17 protein-coding genes and 1 pseudogene are annotated in these 15,567 nt (G+C 62.3%); 13 read left to right on the plus strand and 5 right to left on the minus strand.

Translation table 11 applies throughout. The annotated features are described in order from the left end of the window. Positions 1-231: pseudogene (locus AC07SZ_RS19905) on the plus strand (5-aminolevulinate synthase); the annotation flags it as partial. A 42-nt stretch (positions 232-273) separates the two neighbouring features. Here the strand turns inward: AC07SZ_RS19905 and AC07SZ_RS19910 are convergent. Continuing rightward, entirely contained in the window at positions 274-441 is a 168-nt protein-coding gene (locus AC07SZ_RS19910; RefSeq protein WP_155772426.1) for a hypothetical protein, read from the minus strand. Between AC07SZ_RS19910 and AC07SZ_RS19915 the strand changes: the two genes are divergently transcribed. Genes AC07SZ_RS19915 through AC07SZ_RS19925 form a run of 3 tightly spaced genes read left to right on the plus strand, consistent with a single transcriptional unit; the run spans position 440 to position 2,030 of the window. Continuing rightward, the gene (locus AC07SZ_RS19915) at positions 440-874 is read left to right on the plus strand and encodes a DUF2267 domain-containing protein (protein WP_494915557.1); all 435 of its coding nucleotides are present in this window, start codon (positions 440-442) and stop codon (positions 872-874) included. The genes AC07SZ_RS19910 and AC07SZ_RS19915 overlap by 2 nt on opposite strands. Before the next feature lie 3 nt (positions 875-877). After that, positions 878-1,564 carry a phosphoribosyltransferase gene (locus AC07SZ_RS19920; protein WP_494915558.1) on the plus strand — a complete coding sequence of 229 codons (687 nt, stop codon included), beginning with the start codon at positions 878-880 and terminating at the stop codon, positions 1,562-1,564. A 19-nt stretch (positions 1,565-1,583) separates the two neighbouring features. Beyond that, positions 1,584-2,030 carry a pyridoxamine 5'-phosphate oxidase family protein gene (locus tag AC07SZ_RS19925; RefSeq protein WP_494915559.1) on the plus strand — a complete coding sequence of 149 codons (447 nt, stop codon included), beginning with the start codon at positions 1,584-1,586 and terminating at the stop codon, positions 2,028-2,030. A gap of 81 nt (positions 2,031-2,111) precedes the next feature. On the opposite strand, the gene AC07SZ_RS19930 is transcribed toward AC07SZ_RS19925, so the two are convergent. Further along, positions 2,112-2,948, minus strand: coding sequence for a universal stress protein (locus tag AC07SZ_RS19930; protein ID WP_056578414.1), 837 nt, complete (start codon positions 2,946-2,948; stop codon positions 2,112-2,114). Positions 2,949-3,122: 174 nt separating this feature from the next. Here AC07SZ_RS19930 and AC07SZ_RS19935 point away from each other — a divergent pair, with 174 nt between their 5' ends. Continuing rightward, on the plus strand, positions 3,123-3,521 hold the full coding sequence (locus tag AC07SZ_RS19935) for a c-type cytochrome (protein ID WP_056578416.1): 399 nt from the start codon (positions 3,123-3,125) through the stop codon (positions 3,519-3,521). A 49-nt stretch (positions 3,522-3,570) separates the two neighbouring features. Further along, positions 3,571-5,124: a bifunctional aminoglycoside phosphotransferase/ATP-binding protein gene (locus AC07SZ_RS19940; protein ID WP_494915560.1), complete on the plus strand. Its 1,554-nt coding sequence runs from the start codon at positions 3,571-3,573 to the stop codon at positions 5,122-5,124. Positions 5,125-5,144: 20 nt separating this feature from the next. Here AC07SZ_RS19940 and AC07SZ_RS19945 read toward each other — a convergent pair whose 3' ends face one another. Then, positions 5,145-7,826, minus strand: a complete 2,682-nt coding sequence (locus AC07SZ_RS19945) for a bifunctional acetate--CoA ligase family protein/GNAT family N-acetyltransferase (RefSeq protein ID WP_494915562.1) — start codon at positions 7,824-7,826, stop codon at positions 5,145-5,147. A gap of 166 nt (positions 7,827-7,992) precedes the next feature. Here AC07SZ_RS19945 and AC07SZ_RS19950 point away from each other — a divergent pair, with 166 nt between their 5' ends. The 5 genes from AC07SZ_RS19950 (at position 7,993) to AC07SZ_RS19970 (ending at position 12,685) form a co-directional block, all read left to right on the plus strand. After that, positions 7,993-9,846 (plus strand): heavy metal translocating P-type ATPase, encoded by a 1,854-nt coding sequence (locus AC07SZ_RS19950; protein ID WP_065005229.1) that lies wholly within the window; start codon positions 7,993-7,995, stop codon positions 9,844-9,846. A 27-nt stretch (positions 9,847-9,873) separates the two neighbouring features. After that, positions 9,874-10,323 (plus strand): thioredoxin TrxC, encoded by a 450-nt coding sequence (gene trxC / locus AC07SZ_RS19955; protein ID WP_172372537.1) that lies wholly within the window; start codon positions 9,874-9,876, stop codon positions 10,321-10,323. Between the two features lie 13 nt (positions 10,324-10,336). Then, positions 10,337-11,590: an MgtC/SapB family protein gene (locus AC07SZ_RS19960; protein WP_494915778.1), complete on the plus strand. Its 1,254-nt coding sequence runs from the start codon at positions 10,337-10,339 to the stop codon at positions 11,588-11,590. Between the two features lie 85 nt (positions 11,591-11,675). Beyond that, the gene (locus AC07SZ_RS19965; protein WP_056578424.1) at positions 11,676-12,062 is read left to right on the plus strand and encodes a hypothetical protein; all 387 of its coding nucleotides are present in this window, start codon (positions 11,676-11,678) and stop codon (positions 12,060-12,062) included. A 32-nt stretch (positions 12,063-12,094) separates the two neighbouring features. Continuing rightward, a complete protein-coding gene (locus tag AC07SZ_RS19970) occupies positions 12,095-12,685 on the plus strand; it encodes an NAD(P)H-dependent oxidoreductase (RefSeq protein ID WP_056578427.1) in 591 nt (196 codons plus the stop codon). A gap of 14 nt (positions 12,686-12,699) precedes the next feature. On the opposite strand, the gene AC07SZ_RS19975 is transcribed toward AC07SZ_RS19970, so the two are convergent. Then, positions 12,700-13,683, minus strand: a complete 984-nt coding sequence (locus AC07SZ_RS19975; protein ID WP_056578965.1) for a zinc-dependent alcohol dehydrogenase family protein — start codon at positions 13,681-13,683, stop codon at positions 12,700-12,702. Positions 13,684-13,833: 150 nt separating this feature from the next. Continuing rightward, on the minus strand, positions 13,834-14,331 hold the full coding sequence (locus tag AC07SZ_RS19980; protein ID WP_172372533.1) for a cupredoxin domain-containing protein: 498 nt from the start codon (positions 14,329-14,331) through the stop codon (positions 13,834-13,836). Positions 14,332-14,588: 257 nt separating this feature from the next. On the opposite strand from AC07SZ_RS19980, the gene AC07SZ_RS19985 reads away from it, so the two are divergent. Together AC07SZ_RS19985 and AC07SZ_RS19990 are read left to right on the plus strand one after the other, a co-directional pair. Continuing rightward, positions 14,589-14,867, plus strand: coding sequence for a PepSY domain-containing protein (locus tag AC07SZ_RS19985; protein WP_056578434.1), 279 nt, complete (start codon positions 14,589-14,591; stop codon positions 14,865-14,867). 43 nt (positions 14,868-14,910) lie between these two features. After that, positions 14,911-15,441 (plus strand): cytochrome b/b6 domain-containing protein, encoded by a 531-nt coding sequence (locus tag AC07SZ_RS19990; protein ID WP_056578436.1) that lies wholly within the window; start codon positions 14,911-14,913, stop codon positions 15,439-15,441. The last annotated feature ends 126 nt before the right edge of the window (positions 15,442-15,567 follow it).

A 15,567-nucleotide genomic window follows, 5' to 3' on the forward strand; every position in this document is an offset into this window, starting at 1 on the left:
GTCCACGGCATCTACATCCAGCCGATCAACTACCCGACCGTGCCGCGCGGCACCGAGCGGCTGCGCATCACGCCGACGCCGTTCCATTCCGATGCGCTGATCGCCGAACTGCAGGATGCGCTGGTCGAGACCTGGGATGCGCTCGGCATTCCCTATGCCAGTTCCGGCCAACCTTCGGTCGCCAAGACCGACCGCATCATTCCGCTCCTGGTCCCCAAGTCGGGCGGCTGAAAATCGGGCGGCTGATCCCGGGCGGCTAAAGCCGCCTTCGGTTCAAACGCTCTTCATCCACTTCGCCAGCCGGTGCGCCGCTTCCTCGATCTGATCGAGACGGCGGTGGAAAAACGAGGCGATGCACCTGTGACCGATTTGATCCTGCTCAATGCTCAAAGCCTTTCGATGCCTGAGAATGGAGTTCAAATCGTCGAGGAGCATCGCCATGGGTCATATTTCCCACACGTCCTTCGCTGGCTTCACGCACGCTGGCCAGCAGGCACAACAATGGGTCAAGGAGCTCGCCAAGGACCTCTGCTGGAGCGAGCCGAGCGCGTGCCGTCTCCTGAGATCTGTCCTGCACACGGTGCGGGATTGGCTGTCGCCGGCCGAAATGGCCGATCTCTCGGCGCAACTGCCTGTTTTGCTCCGCGGCATCTATTTCGAAGGCTGGAATCCGTCAACAACTGCGCATGAGCGCACGAAGCGCGACTTCATTATCAGCGTCAGAAACAGTTTCGGCTATGATGAGGAAATCGATTTCGATGTCGCGACCAGTGCCGTTTTCAAGCTTCTGGACCGTCACATTTCGCATGGTGAGATCGTGCAGGTCAGAAACTCGATGAAGAAGTCGCTGCGAACACTGTGGCCGGTGGATTGACCGATGTTCCGCGACCGGGAAGACGCTGGAGCGAAGCTTGGCCTGGAACTGAGCAGGCTTCAACTGCACCAGCCCATCGTATTGGCATTGCCGCGTGGCGGCGTGCCCGTCGCGGTGGAAGTGGCCAAAGCCCTCAACGCTCCTCTTGACCTGCTGATCGTCCGCAAGGTCGGCGCCCCGGGCAATCCCGAGCTGGCTGTTGCCGCAATCGTCGATGGCACCCCTGGGGAGGTCGTGCTGAACCGAGAGATCGTCGAGACCTATGAGCTCGGCGAAGGTGAGCTAGGTGTCTTGATAGCAAATGAGCGTCCTGAACTCGAACGCCGGCGCATTGCCTATCGAGGCAAGACCAAACCGATGTCGATCGCGGGAAAGACCGCGATCATCGTCGATGACGGCGCCGCGACCGGTACGACCATGAAAATCGCGATCCGCGCCCTCAAGCGCCGGTCACCGAGGGAAATCATCGTGGCAATTCCCGTTTCACCGCAAGAAACGATCGCAGCGCTGGAACAGGAAGCGGACCGTGTGGTCTGCCTTAGTCAGCCAGGACAGTTCCGGGCCTTGGGCCACCATTATCTGCGGTTCCCGCAGCTCTCTGACAACGACGTTGTCTGCGCTATGGACGCGGCTGCCCAGCTGTACAAAACTGGCCAGCGGCACGTTTCCGGCCTGGTTCAAAAGCCGTGAAGAAAAGGAGATCGCATTGATGCAGATCCGCACGCTTTCTGCTTTGGAATGCACCAAATTGCTGACGGCCAATCGCATTGGCCACCTGGCATGCGCGAAGGACGGGCAGCCCTATATCGTGCCCTTCCACTACGCCCATTCGGACGCTCATCTTTACGCGTTTTCCATGCCGGGGAAAAAGATCGAATGGATGCGGGCCAATCCGCTGGTGTCCGTCCAGGTCGATGAACATGGCCAGGGGCGAGGATGGAAAAGTGTCATTGCCGACGGCCGATACGAAGAGCTGCCTGACCGGATCGGCCATAAGCTTGAGCGGGATCATGCCTGGTCGGTGTTGAGCAAGCACACGGACTGGTGGGAGCCTGGCGCACTCAAGCCGGTCGTTCCTCCCACAGCCGACAGTGCACCGCACGTCTTCTTTCGGATCCTGATCGAGCAGGTATCCGGACGAGAAGCGAGCGAGTAGTCGCCCCATCAGGTCTTGCGAGAAATGAAAGGAAAGGGCCGGCGCAATCTGCACCGGCCCTTTTTCTTTACCGTTGAATTGCTATCGCGCCATCAAGACCGGCAGCGATTGACCCGCAAGCATCGATTTGGTGACCCCGCCGAAAATCCGCTCGCGCAACCGGGAATGACCGTAGGCGCCCATGACCATCAGCTCGGCCGCAACATCGCCGGCATGCTGGCGCAGCACGTCGGCAACCGAATGGTTCGAACTCGGCAGCCGGTCGACCGTAACCTTCACGCCGTGCCGGGCAAGATAGGCTGCGGCATCTGCGCCCGGCTCTTCGCCATGATGGAACTCATTCTCAATGGGATCGACGATGACAAGGCGCACATCTTCGGCGCCTTTCAGCATATCGATCGACTCGCGGACGGCGCGCGATGACTCAAGGCGAGCGTCCCATGCAACGAGGACGCGTTTCGGCTTCAGCGTCGGGCGCGAGCCCTCGGGAACGAGCAGAATGGGCTTTCCCGACGAGAACAGCGTGCCCTCGATGACTTTGTCCTTGAGCGTATGGCTTGCCAGCAAATCCGGCCCGAGAATGGTCAGATCCGCGTAGCGGGCACGCCTTCCGATGACGTCGTCTGCCCATCCCATGTCGGGATAGTCGTCGCTCAGATCGGCCGATACGGCGGTCTGGGAAAGAAAGCCGGCGACGTCGGAAATTCGTTTCTCGAGCCTCTTCAGCTCGACCTGACGTTCCTCCAGCCAGGCTGGTGAGACGACGGCGGCATACTCGCCGCCCGAGGGCGGCGCGGCAAGCTCGAGAACGAGCACGGAGAGATGGGCACCGATCTGTTCGCACAGCGAGGCGGCGAGCTTTAGATCGCCTTCACCCTGGTTCGGCCCGGTAACCGTAAGCAGTGTCCTGAAAGTCACGGCGGCAACTCCTGATTTCGATTGAAGGGTCAGTCGTGGTTTCAGTCACTAGCGAGGGCGATCGTCGTGGTCATTGCGCTGAATCAAACACCATGACCGCGGGGCATTTGATCCGCATCAACGCACCGCTAAACCAGGGCTGTAGGTTTCAACCGATCAATCGGGGAAACGCATATGAAATTCCTGGTCGCGGCGGCTCTGGCAGGATTCGTCTTCAATGCGGCCGGCGCCCAGGAACTCGGCGACGGCAAGGCCGAATACATGAACTCATGCGCGGTCTGTCATGGTCCCGAAGGCAAGGGCGATGGCCCGTTGGGCGACGAACTGCTGAAGCGTCCGAGCGACCTGACACGCATCTCCAGGCGCAATGGCGGCGAATTCCCTTACTGGCGCGTTTATGCCGTGATCGACGGTCGCGCCATGGTGCCGGCGCATGGCGAGCGTGACATGCCAGTATGGGGCAGCCAATTCCTGCCTGCCGACGTGAAGAAATATGGCCCGAACGCAGGCGAGATCGTCACCAGGGAACGCATCCATGAGTTGGCAGGTTATGTCCAGACATTGCAGCAATGAGCGCGGATCACGGAAACGAATTTCCCAAGACACACTGGGAAGGCCGGCCATGATCGTCGACGACCAGCAAGCCGCTGCCGCGTTTCTGCTTCATCCTGCTACCCATGGCGCGATTGGGCCCGTCGAGGCGATCGAGACTCACATTTCACGCATCTTCCTCGTTGGCCAGCGCGCCTACAAGATGAAGCGGGCGGTCAAGCTGCCCTATGTCGATTTCTCGACGCCAGGCCTCAGGCTGGCCGCTTGCGAGAAAGAGCTGGAACTCAACTCGAAAACCGCTCCCGGCCTCTATCTGAGGGTGCGGCGCATCACGCGGGAAGCCGACGACAAGTTGACTTTTGACGGCACCGGCCAAATGCTCGACGCGGCGATCGAGATGATCCGCTTCGATCAGTCGAAGCTTCTCGATCGAATGGCAACCGCGGGAGAACTGACGCCGGCGCTGATGACCGACGTCGCACGGATGATCGTAGGATATCACCGCACGGCGCCGGAGGTCCACAATGGCACAGGCTCGTTCAATTTGATGGGCGTGCTCGACATCAACGAGGCCGGCTTTGGCACCAGCCATGTTTTTGCGAAACAGGAGATTGAGACGTTTGCCGGCGCCTTCCGCACCGCGCTTGCCCGGCATGCCGGATTGCTGGACCGCCGGGAGGCCGCGGGCAAGATCCGCCGGTGCCATGGCGATCTGCACCTGCGCAACATCTGCCTTTTCGATGGCGAGCCTCGCCTCTTCGATTGCATCGAATTCAATGACCAGATTGCCAGCATCGATGTTCTGTACGACCTTGCCTTCTTGTTGATGGACCTTTGGCATCGCGGCTTCCCCCAGCTCGCCAATCTCGTGATGAACCGCTACCTCGACGAGGCCGACGATGAAGACGGCTTCATCCTGCTGCCCTTTTTCATGGCCGTGCGGGCTGCCGTGCGCGCCCATGTCACCGCGACACAGGTCGAGGAAGGCAGCGCCGACAGCGACAAGCTGATTGCCGAGGCGAGATCCTATTTCGAACTGGCCCTGACATTTCTCCAGGAGACAGAACCGCGGCTCGTTGCCATCGGTGGCCTCAGTGGTTCAGGCAAGACGACCATTGCCGAGGCGCTAGCTGCCTACGTTGGAGCGCCGCCGGGCGCTCGCATTGTCGAAAGCGACCGTATCCGCAAGGCAATGCACGGCGTGGCTGCCGAGACCAGGCTGCCGGACAAGGCCTATCGACCTGAGGTGTCCGAACGGGTCTACAACGAAATGGCATGGCGCGCCGGCCTGATCCTCTCCGAGGGAGGCTCGGTTGTCGCCGATGCGGTTTTCGACAGACCGGCCGATCGTGAGCGGATTGAAAAGGCGGCGCGTGACCGAGGCATCGCATTCTCCGGCTTCTGGCTGGAGGCGGATCCGCTCATCCTTTGGCAGCGGGTCAATGAACGCAAGGGCGGCCCCTCGGACGCCACGGTCGATATCCTGTCGCGTCAATTGCAGCGCAATGCCAGCCAGGCCAGTTGGCGCAGGACCGACTCCGATCGGCAGCTCGTCGACATCGTCGCCGAATTGAGGAGATGTTGCGCGCACGATGCTTCCGAGATCCTGCGCACAGCGTCCTGACTTGGTGCGGACGATCAATCTCAACCGAGTTCGAGCTTGGCCTCGACAAGGCCGGGCTCGTTCGGAAGATGCCTGATCGAGAAGCCAAACTCGCGGCACATGGCCAGCATCTTGCTGTTTTCGCTCAGCACGACGCCTTCGATGCGGCGGATCCCATCCGCTCTTGCATAGTCGACGATCTGGCTGAGCAATTCCCAACCCAGGCCATGTCCCTGCAAGTCCGTCCGCACCAACAATGCGTATTCGGCGTCGACGTGGTCGGGGTCGCAGGATAGCCGGCTGATGCCCGCAAGCGCGCCAGTGCTCGTGTCCAATGCGACGAAAGCCATGTTGCGGTCGTAATCGAGCTGGGTAAGCCGCTTCAACATCTGGTCGGAGAAGCTCTTGCGCGGCGACAGAAAACGCAGGCGCAGATCGTCAGGCGAAATCCGGGTGAGGAAATCCGGATAGAGCGCGATGTCGGCCGGCTTGATCGGCCGGATATGGTAACGCATGCCGTCGGCCGAAAACTCTTTTTCCCAATCCGACGGATAGGGCCGGATGGCAAGCGCCCGATTCGGCCCCGGCTCCTCCACGCGTTCCGGCTCGATCTCGATACGGGCATCGAGCGCGATCACGCCGGCGGAATCGGCGAGCAACGGATTGATGTCCATTGAAACAAGGCACGGAAAGTCGACGATCATCTGTGACAGGCCGTTCAGCGCCGTGATGATCGCCTGCCGATCAGCAGGCTTGCGATCGCGGAATCCGGCCAGCAGGCGGCCGATCCGCGTTTGCCCGATCAGGTCACCGGCGAGAACGTCGTCGAGCGGCGGCAATGCTATCGCCGTGTCATCCATCACCTCGACGGAGACGCCGCCTGCTCCAAACAGGATGGCGGGCCCGAAGATTGCATCCTGGCTCATGCCGAGGATGAGTTCCTGCGCCTGTTTTCGCACCACCATCGGCTGAATGGCATAGCCTTCAATATCGGCTTGCGGTGCGTGCTTGCGCACGCGCGCCTCGATGGCGCATGCGGCTTCCCCCGCGGCGGCGGCATCGGCAATGTTGAGCACCACGCCGCCAATGTCCGACTTGTGCGAGATCGCCTTGGACAACAGTTTGACGGCGACCTGCCCGGACGTCTTGAGGAGCCGGCTGGCGGCCGCCTCCGCTTCGACAGGAGATCTGGCGACGATCGTCTCGGGCACCGGTATGCCATAGGCGGAAATTGCTGCCTTGGCTTCGGGCTCGGTCAGCATTCGCCGCCCTTCCCCCGCGGCCTGCCTGAATATGGCGAGCACGGCTTCTCGGTGGCTCGTAATGTCCTCGCCGCGGCTCGACGGGGTGCGCATCAATGCCCGCTGGGCACGCGACCACTCGCTGAGGTAGGAGACGGCCGTTGCGGCATCCGCTGGCGTCTCGAAGCTGGCAATGCCGGCATCCTGAAGAACACGTCGCCCGGCGCGGGCAGTGTGTTCCCCGAGCCAGCAGGTGAGGACTGGCTTGCCGGCGATCATCCCTTCCCTTGCGAGTACCGCCACCGCACTTGCCGCGGCAAGCGGTGAGCTCAACCCGGTCGGACAGTTCATCACCAGCATGACGTCCGTGCCGGGGTCGGCGGCAACTGCTTGGACAGCGGCCCTGTAGCGCTCCGGCGGGGCGTCACCAATGATGTCGACCGGATTGGCATGCGACCATGTCGACGGCAACATGGTATTCAGGCGTTCGATGGTGGCAGGAGAAAGCGCTGCCAATTCTCCTTTACAGTCGATGAGTTGATCGATGGCCAATACCCCTGCCCCACCGCCGTTGGTGACGATGGCAACACGGGCTCTCTTGAGGGGACTGAAGCGGGCGATCGTCTCGGCGGCATCAAACAGCTCGGTCAGGCCTTTGACGCGCAGGATGCCTGCCCTCAGCAATGCCGCATCGACAACACGGTCGGCCCCCGATAGTGCGCCGGTATGGGTCGCGGCCGCTTTGGCCGATTGCTCGTGCCGACCCGATTTTATTGCGATCACCGGCTTGATCCGCGCCGCCGCCCGAGCGGCCGAGATGAATTTGCGCGGATTGGGAATTGTTTCGAGATACATGACGATAGCGCGGGTGCGCGCATCGCCCGCCAGCATGTCGAGACAATCTCCGACGTCGACATCCGCCATGTCGCCAAGGGAGACGATCTGGGAGAACCCGACATTGTTGTCGGCCGCCCAATCGATCAGCGACGTGGCAATGGCGCCGGATTGAGACAGCAGCGCGATGTTGCCGGGCTTGGCGGCCATATGCGCAAATCCGGCATTAAGCTTCATCAGCGGGATCATCAGCCCGACCGTATTCGGTCCGATGATGCGGAAGAGCGTGGGCTTGGCAGCATCGAGCATCGCCTGGCGCAGGCCATTTTCGCGCGTCAGCCCGGCTGTGATCACGACCGCCGCCCGCGTGCCCTTTTCAGCGAGGTCGCGCACGATGCCGGGAACTGTCTCAGGCGGCGTGACGATGACACCAAGGTCTGGCACATCAGGCAGATCGGCCGCTTTGGCATAGCATTGCCGATCGGCGACCTCGGAATATTTCGGGTTGACCGGCCAGATGTCGCCCTCGAAGCCACCGCTGACGATGTTGTCGAAAACGACACGGCCGACGGAGCCTTCGCGCACCGACGCACCGAAGACAGCAACGGACTTCGGGGCGAACGCATGTTCGAGATTTCGGATCGTCACCCCTCATGCCTCCTGTTCGTAGCGATGATCGCCCGTCGATCTTGCCCGTTCGTTGCGTTGGATCAAAGCGTTCTCCGGTTCTCGCTATTAGCTGTTGCCCGAGTTCGACGCGCCCCGTCAGCGCTGGTGATAATTGGCGAGCATCGATCAAATCGAAAGGCATCGCATGAACGAGTCCACCTTGCGACGCGCATTGCTGGTCATTGCCATCCTGGGTCTCGCCATTGGAATCGGAGCGTGGCGAACCGGGTTCGGCCCTCTTGACGCCAACACGATCTGGACGGTGGCGACCTTGCCCGTGGTGGCGGCTCTCGCCATCTCTATCCTCCGTGATTTCTGGATCGGCCGCTTTGGCGTCGATGCGATTGCGCTGGTGTCGATGTCCGCTGCGCTCTTGCTCGGCGAGCCTCTGGCGGCAGTGGTGGTCGCGATCATGTATGCAGGCGGCACCGTGCTTGAGGATTTCGCTCGCGGCCGCGCGGAACGGAACCTCAAGGCATTGACGGACCGATCGCCGCGTGTCGCCCACCGAACATCAACACTGGGGACAGAGACAATCTCCGTCGAAGACGTGGCTGTCGGTGACGAGCTTCTGGTCCGGGCGGGCGAGCTACTCCCAGTCGATGGCATCCTGCTCGATGCTTCGGCCGCTCTCGACGAGTCGGCGGTTAGCGGAGAACCGCTGCCGGAACGGCGGAGCGCAGGGGATATGCTGCGCAGCGGCACCGTCAACGCCGGCGAGACCTTCAACATGCGGGCTTCCGCCCTCGCGGAACAAAGCACTTATGCCGCGATCGTGCGCATGGTCGCTGCAGCGCAGACCGCTAAATCCCCGTTCATTCGCATGGCCGACCGCTTTGCCCTGTTCCTTCTGCCGGTCACATTGCTGGTTTCCGGTGCCGCCTGGTATGTTTCCGGCGACCCAATCAGAGCGCTTGCGGTGCTGGTCGTCGCAACGCCCTGCCCGCTCATCCTCGCCGCGCCCGTTGCCTTCATCGGTGGCGTATCGCGCGCCGCGCGTGCCGGCATCCTGATGAAAGGCAGCACGGCGCTGGAGGCGCTTGCGCAAGTCCGAACCGCGATCTTCGACAAGACCGGAACCTTGACCATCGGCGGCGCCGAACTCATCGAAATCGAAGCTGCGCCCGGCCGTGACGCGAACCATTTGCTGCGGCTCTTGGCATCCCTGGAACAGGCATCGCACCACGTGCTCGCCGACTCGATCATCCGGGCGGCGCGCGGCAGGCAGTTGGTGCTTTCGCATCCGCGTGATGTCCACGAGCATCGCGGTGCCGGCCTGAAGGGCCGGGTCGACGACATGGCGATCGTGGCGGGATCGCGGGCGCTCGTGCTCGCCGACAAGCCGTTGCCCGGCTGGGCGGAAAGCGGCGAAGAAAAATACCGGGATGAGCCCGTACTCAGGGTTTTTGTGGCACTCGGCGGACGGCTTGCCGGTGTGTTCACGTTCGGCGACGCCCTGCGTCTTGATGCGCACGATACACTCGGCAGACTGCGCTCTGCCGGCATAACGCGCATGGTCATGCTCACGGGCGACGACGGCGCCGCGGCCAAGCGCACCTCCGCCTTGCTCGACCTCGACGCCCTGGTCGCCGATGCGACCCCTGCCGAAAAAGTCGCGACGGTCACAGCCGAGAAAGCCTCGGCACCGACGATGATGGTCGGCGACGGCATCAACGATGCCCCCGCGCTTGCGGCGGCAACGGTCGGCGTAGCCATGGGCGCACGAGGTGCGACCGCCTCCTCCGAGGCGGCGGACGTCATTGTCCTGACCGACAGGCTGCAGCCCGTCGCCGATGCGGTCCGGATTGCACGGCGTACGCGATCGATCGCCTTGCAAAGCATCATCGCTGGGCTGGCGCTGTCCGGGCTGGCAATGATCGCGGCGGCCATGGGGCAGATCACCCCGGTTGCCGGAGCGCTGCTTCAGGAAGGGATCGACGTGGCGGTTATCCTGAACGCGTTGCGCACCCTTGGCGACGGGCATCTGTGGCGCGCATAGTGGTCCAGAACAAATCGGTGAATGGCCATGACACAGCAAGATATGGTGGTTTGCGGCAAATGTGGCGGGGTCAACCGCCTGCCGCCCGCCCGCAATGCCATTGAGGCAAAATGCGGAAAGTGCGGGACCAGGCTGTTTTCGGGGCATCCCGAAGATGTCGACGCCGCTGGTTTCGATCGTCAGATCGCACGCACCAGCCTGCCCGTTGTTGTCGACATCTGGGCACCTTGGTGCGGCCCCTGCAAGATGATGGCGCCGGCCTATGAAGCGGCGGCAAGTGAACTGGAACCGCATGTTCGCCTGATCAAACTCAACTCCGACAATGCGCAGGCCGTCGCGGCCAGGCTCGGCATCCGTGGCATCCCGACCATGATCCTGTTCCATGGCGGGCGCGAAGTCGCGCGCACATCCGGCGCAATGACGGCAGGCCAGATTGTCAGGTGGGTTCGTGACCGTCTACCAACGGTCGCCGCCTGAAGTCGTCGCGCCAATGGATCCGCTCATCACCCGGCTTGGACTGGCCCTCGCAATAGGTCTTCTTGTCGGCTTGGAGCGTGGTTGGCAGGAGCGGGATGCCCCCGATCGCAGTCGCACAGCTGGCATCCGGACATTCGGCATATCCGGCCTGCTTGGTGGCGTGCTCGCGGCGCTGGCGAATGCACTAGGCTCCGCATCGGTGCTGGTCGGCGGCTTCATCGCCTTTGCGGCAATCCTTGCCTGGTACAAGGCGCGCGAGGCCGCCCATGACGAGGATTTCAGTGTCACCGGCGTGATCGCGGGCCTGGGCGTTTTCGCCCTGGGCGCGCTTTCCGTCGCCGGCGATTATCGTGCTGCCGCCGCCGGTGGGGCGGCGCTGGCGGCAATCCTGGCCAGCCGCGAGGTCCTGCACGGTCTTTTGAAGCGACTGACCTGGGTCGAACTCCGGTCGGCGCTGATCCTTGCGGTGATGACGGCGATCGTCTTGCCCTTGCTGCCAAACCGGACAATGGACCCGTGGGGCGGTTTCAATCCTTGGGAAATCTGGTTCCTGACGGTGCTGATGGCCTCGATTTCGTTCGCCGGCTACGTGGCTGTTCGCATTCTGGGAAATACGCGAGGGCTGCTGGTCAGTTCGCTGACCGGTGCAATCGTCTCTTCCACAGCGGTGACCTTGGCGCTTGCCCGCAATGCCGCGTCGGCAAGCAATCCGCTGCCGCTCGCCGGGGCGGCATCCCTGGCCGCAGTGGTTTCGGTGCTCCGCGTCTGCGCCGTGGTTCTGATCGTCGAGCCAAGCGTGCTCGCGTCGGTCGTCATTCCGGCGATCGCCGCGGCGCTTGCCTTCGCCGTCTGCGGCGCATTGCTGCTGTTTCGTGACAGCGGGAACGGTGAAGGCAGCGCGACCGCGCGCAATCCATTCGAACTGGGCCCGTTGCTGCTCTTCGCCTTGCTCTTTGCCGTCGTCGCGACCGCAAGTGCGGGGCTGGCCGCTCAATTCGGTGGGCGCGGTCTGCTGGCGAGTTCGGCGCTGGCCGGCGCATTCGATGTCGATGTCTCGGTGCTTGGCGCGCTGCGCCTGGTCAAGCATTCCGTGTCGGTCGAGACCGTGGGCCAGGCCGTGCTCGCGGCGCTGGCAGCAAACGCGATCGGTCGCCTGTCGCTCGCGGTATTTGCTGGTCCGGTCAGGTTCTGGTTGCCACTGGCCGTCACAACACTGATCGCCGCGGCCATGGGCATCTGCGCCCTGCTGTTGCCCGGTCCTGGATAGAAGTGCTGCGCTCGGGCTTTCTTTTGATGCGGATCAAGGGCCAGGTCCCGCCACCGCTCTATGAAACTCCGTAAAGGAGTTCGCCATGACCAGTTTGAAAGACCTCACCCCGAAATTCCGCAATGTCCGGCTGCTGCTAGCCCGTGAAAAGGGCCACCCGGAAGGCGACCGCGAAGAGGGCTACGACGTGTTGGCTCCGTTGACTGGCGAAGGGCGGATCGATGCGGAAGAGTGGAAATCGCACAGAGCCTCTTGCCGCGTTCGCCGCTTTCGCACCGGCGAGGAAGATTTGATCGGCCGGTTGAGGCGCAAGCCCGGCGGGCAGTGGTATTTCGACTACGCCGAAGGCGACCGCGATGATGAAATCGGCTTTCATCTCGGCGACGAACGGTTCGTGACTGGCGAGTATGTGTCGATCGAGCGCAACGGCGCCATGCATACCTACCAGGTGGCGAGGGTGGAGCGCCCCTGAAGCGACAACCTCAGGCTCGCTGGGAGTAGACTGTGTCGCGACGCATCTTGATTGTGGTCGGCCATCCCGACCCATCCCCGGACCGGCTCTGCCGCGGTCTCGCCAGGGCCTATGGCGAGGGCGCGGAGAAGGCGGGGCACGCCGTCCGCCGGGTCGATCTGGCGGCGATCGATTTTCCAATGCTGCGAACTATGCAGGAGTTCGAGCACGGTTCGATTCCCTACGAGTTGAAGGACGCAGCCGAAGCGATTGTCTGGGCGGAGCACATTGTCTTTGTTTTTCCGCTGTGGCTTGGGACTATGCCGGCCATGCTCAAGGCATTTCTGGAACAGGTCATGCGGCCGGGAACCGCTTTTGCCTATCCGGACAAGGGCGGCGGCTTCACCAAGACATTGCTTCGCGGCCGCACCGCGCGCGTTGTGGTGACGATGGGCATGCCTTCCGCTCTTTACCGGCTATGGTTTCTTGGACACGGCATCGCCGGCATGAAGCGGAGCATCCTGCATCTTGTCGGCATCAGTCCGGTGCGTGAGACCTTGTTCGGCATGGTCGCCGGCGCCAGCGATGCGACCAGGGCGAAGTGGATCAGCCAGATCCGAGATCTCGGCGAGCGAGCCAGATAATCCTCAAGCGTCAATCACGGCACCAGGACGGCGGCGCCGTTCAATCTGCCTTGCCTCAGATCGTCCAATGCCTGATTGGCCTGTTCCAGCGGGTAGACCTTGGTGTGGGTGCGTACCTGCGCGCGCTTGGCAATGGGAAAGAACTCTTCGGCGTCGCGGCGCGTCAGGTTTGCAACCGACACCAGTTCACGCTCTCCCCAGAGCAATTCGTAGGCCATCGCCGGAACGTCGCTCATGTGGATGCCGCCACAAACCACCCGGCCGCCCTTGCGGACGGCACCAAGCGCGATCGGCACCAGGTCGCCCACAGGAGCGAAGATGATCGCGGCATCGAGCTGCCTGGGCGGAGGTTGATCCGAACCGCCCGCCCAACTCGCTCCAAGCGAGCGCGCGAAATCCTGTGCTTGCTCATCACCGGGCCGGGTGACAGCGAAAATCTCACGGCCTTGCCAGATCGCGATCTGGGCGACGATATGCGCGGCGGCGCCGAAGCCGTAGATCCCGAGCCGCTTGCCGTCACCGGCTTTCTTCAGGCATCTCCAGCCGATCAGGCCGGCGCAGAGCAACGGCGCCAGCGATACGGGATCGGCATCCTGGTCCAGATCGAAGGCGAATTGCGCGTCGGCAATGACAAGGCTGGCAAAGCCGCCATCGCGTGTGTAGCCGGTGAAATCTGGCTGATCGCAAAGATTTTCACTGTCAGCGATGCAGTAGGGACAATGTCCGCAGGTGTGTCCAAGCCAAGGGACGCCAACCCTGCGCCCGATCCTTGAACGCGCCACGCCCTTGCCCACGGAATCGACCATGCCGACGATTTCGTGACCGGGAGTCAGCGGCAGTTTTGGATGACGCAGATCGCCATCAATGACATGCAGATCGGTTCGACAGACAGCGCATGCCTCGACCTTCAACCTGATCTCGCCCACCCCCGGTAAGGGGTCGGATCTGTCGACCAGTCTCAAGCGAGTGCCTATGCTTTCGAGCACCATTGCTCTCATGACGCGCTCCATGTTGCCCCGCAAACGAACGGAGCGGATTACGATCCACTCCTTTCGCCATGCCCGACATCAGGCGATGAGATGCGATCCCGGCGGGCTTTCGAAACCTGCGACAGGTCACTGCCTCCTAGCGCTGCCTTGTTCAGGGGTTTATGGATCGACGGTGAACTCGGTCCACATGCCGGCTCCAAAGTGACCTGGCACGTTACAGATGAGCAGGTATTTTCCGGCCTTCAGTTCGACAGTCAACGTGCCCGATTTACCGGGATCAAGCTCGGAAACTTCGCCCTTGTCGCCGGCCTTGTCTTCGTCGACCCGGTTCTCGGCCTCAACGTAAGGAAGTGGCTTGCGGGGATCGGCAAGGTACATCACGATCATTTCGTGAACGGTGTCCTTGGAGTCATTCTTCACATTGAATGTGACCTCCCCGGCCTTCACCGCTCCGGGGGAAGCCTTGATGCCCATGGTGGCCTTGGAGAGATCGAGTCCTGGCATTGCATAAGCAAGACCCATCGGCATCTCCGTACTCGCGCCCTTGTCCCACAGCGAAACCTGAACAAGTTCGGCAGCCTGGGCAGCGCCAACACTGCCCGCCATCAGCGTTGCGGCCACAAGCCCAAGCGCCACTCTCCTCGATATGGTTTCCATGGTGATCCTCTTTCAGGGACGGCAGCAGAAGCGCTCTACATCCTGGCGGTCATCCTGCTCGCTGAATCACCCGCCGTCTTTGCGCCAGATCAAACCGGCCGGCGCGAGCCCGATCTGCGGCCCCGGCCCAACTGTCAGCCAGTTGTCAGGTTGAACGCGCTATTTCGACCAATGACGGTGAAATCGCCGTCTGACAAGACCGATCGAAGTCCCACCCGCAGGCGCAACTTCGGCGCCCAATCCCGAATGGAGCCATCATGTATCGCACACTCGTCCTCGCCGCTCTCGCTGGCATGATCGCGGGACCGGCGCTCGCCGCCAGCGGCAGCTGCAGCACCGCCCCGAAATCACAATTCAAGCCCAAGGCAACGCTCGAGGCGCAATTGACCGGCGAAGGCCTCACCGTCCGCCAGATCAAGGTCGAGAAGGGTTGTTACGAGGTCTACGCGGTCGACAAGGCCGGCAAGAAAGTGAATCTGGCTTACAATGCCGAGACCCTTGAAAAGCTCGACAATGCCGAAGCCGGCGAAAACTGATCCAAACATTTCCATAGCCGCGGACGCGCAAGCATCGCCGGAGATGGTGCGCGTCTGGGACCGGGTCGTGCGGAGTTTCCACTGGGCGCTTGTGCTCAGCTTCGTCACGGCCTGGCTCACCTCCCATTCCTCCGAGGGCATTCACCATTGGGCCGGCTACACCGCTGCCGCGCTGGTCGCAATGCGGCTCTTATGGGGCTTTCTGGGCACGCCCTATGCGCGGTTCTCTCAATTCGTGCGCGACCCGGCGACGGTGCTGCGCTATCTCTATGCAATACTGAGCGGTCGCGAAGCCCGCTACATCGGCCACAACCCGGCCGGCGGTGCAATGGTTGTCGTGCTGATCGCGGCGATGGGGTCAACCGCACTGACCGGTTGGCTGATGACGACGGACGCCTATTTCGGCGTCTCGTGGGTCGAAACGGCGCACAGCCTGAGCGCGCACGGCCTACTTGTGCTGGTCCTTTTTCATATAGGCGGCGTCGCGCTGGCAAGCCTTCGTCATCGCGAAAACCTGGTACGGGCCATGATCACGGGGCGAAAACGCAAAGCCGAGCCGGTGGACATCGCCTGACGACCTGCCAGTAGACCAAATCCGACTTGCGCCCCGGCCGGTTTCGGGGCGCAAGTCGGTCGGTCCTTGTTCGAGATGGCCCTGGAAGCGCGCGATGCGAGATGGGCGGAGAGGACAAGATAAGAG

Source organism: Mesorhizobium sp. GW821-FHT07A06 (genome assembly GCF_059419085.1).

What these genes read in the sequence shown, in the direction of transcription:
- AC07SZ_RS19915 (WP_494915557.1), top strand. Translation starts at nt 440, where the DNA reads ATGGGTCATATTTCCCACACGTCCTTCGCTGGCTTCACGCACGCTGGC.
- AC07SZ_RS19910 (WP_155772426.1), bottom strand. Translation starts at nt 441, where the DNA reads ATGGCGATGCTCCTCGACGATTTGAACTCCATTCTCAGGCATCGAAAG.
- AC07SZ_RS19920 (WP_494915558.1), top strand. Translation starts at nt 878, where the DNA reads ATGTTCCGCGACCGGGAAGACGCTGGAGCGAAGCTTGGCCTGGAACTG.
- AC07SZ_RS19925 (WP_494915559.1), top strand. Translation starts at nt 1,584, where the DNA reads ATGCAGATCCGCACGCTTTCTGCTTTGGAATGCACCAAATTGCTGACG.
- AC07SZ_RS19935 (WP_056578416.1), top strand. Translation starts at nt 3,123, where the DNA reads ATGAAATTCCTGGTCGCGGCGGCTCTGGCAGGATTCGTCTTCAATGCG.
- AC07SZ_RS19940 (WP_494915560.1), top strand. Translation starts at nt 3,571, where the DNA reads ATGATCGTCGACGACCAGCAAGCCGCTGCCGCGTTTCTGCTTCATCCT.
- AC07SZ_RS19950 (WP_065005229.1), top strand. Translation starts at nt 7,993, where the DNA reads ATGAACGAGTCCACCTTGCGACGCGCATTGCTGGTCATTGCCATCCTG.
- trxC (WP_172372537.1), top strand. Translation starts at nt 9,874, where the DNA reads ATGACACAGCAAGATATGGTGGTTTGCGGCAAATGTGGCGGGGTCAAC.
- AC07SZ_RS19960 (WP_494915778.1), top strand. Translation starts at nt 10,337, where the DNA reads ATGGATCCGCTCATCACCCGGCTTGGACTGGCCCTCGCAATAGGTCTT.
- AC07SZ_RS19965 (WP_056578424.1), top strand. Translation starts at nt 11,676, where the DNA reads ATGACCAGTTTGAAAGACCTCACCCCGAAATTCCGCAATGTCCGGCTG.
- AC07SZ_RS19975 (WP_056578965.1), bottom strand. Translation starts at nt 13,683, where the DNA reads ATGAGAGCAATGGTGCTCGAAAGCATAGGCACTCGCTTGAGACTGGTC.
- AC07SZ_RS19980 (WP_172372533.1), bottom strand. Translation starts at nt 14,331, where the DNA reads ATGGAAACCATATCGAGGAGAGTGGCGCTTGGGCTTGTGGCCGCAACG.
- AC07SZ_RS19985 (WP_056578434.1), top strand. Translation starts at nt 14,589, where the DNA reads ATGTATCGCACACTCGTCCTCGCCGCTCTCGCTGGCATGATCGCGGGA.
- AC07SZ_RS19990 (WP_056578436.1), top strand. Translation starts at nt 14,911, where the DNA reads ATGGTGCGCGTCTGGGACCGGGTCGTGCGGAGTTTCCACTGGGCGCTT.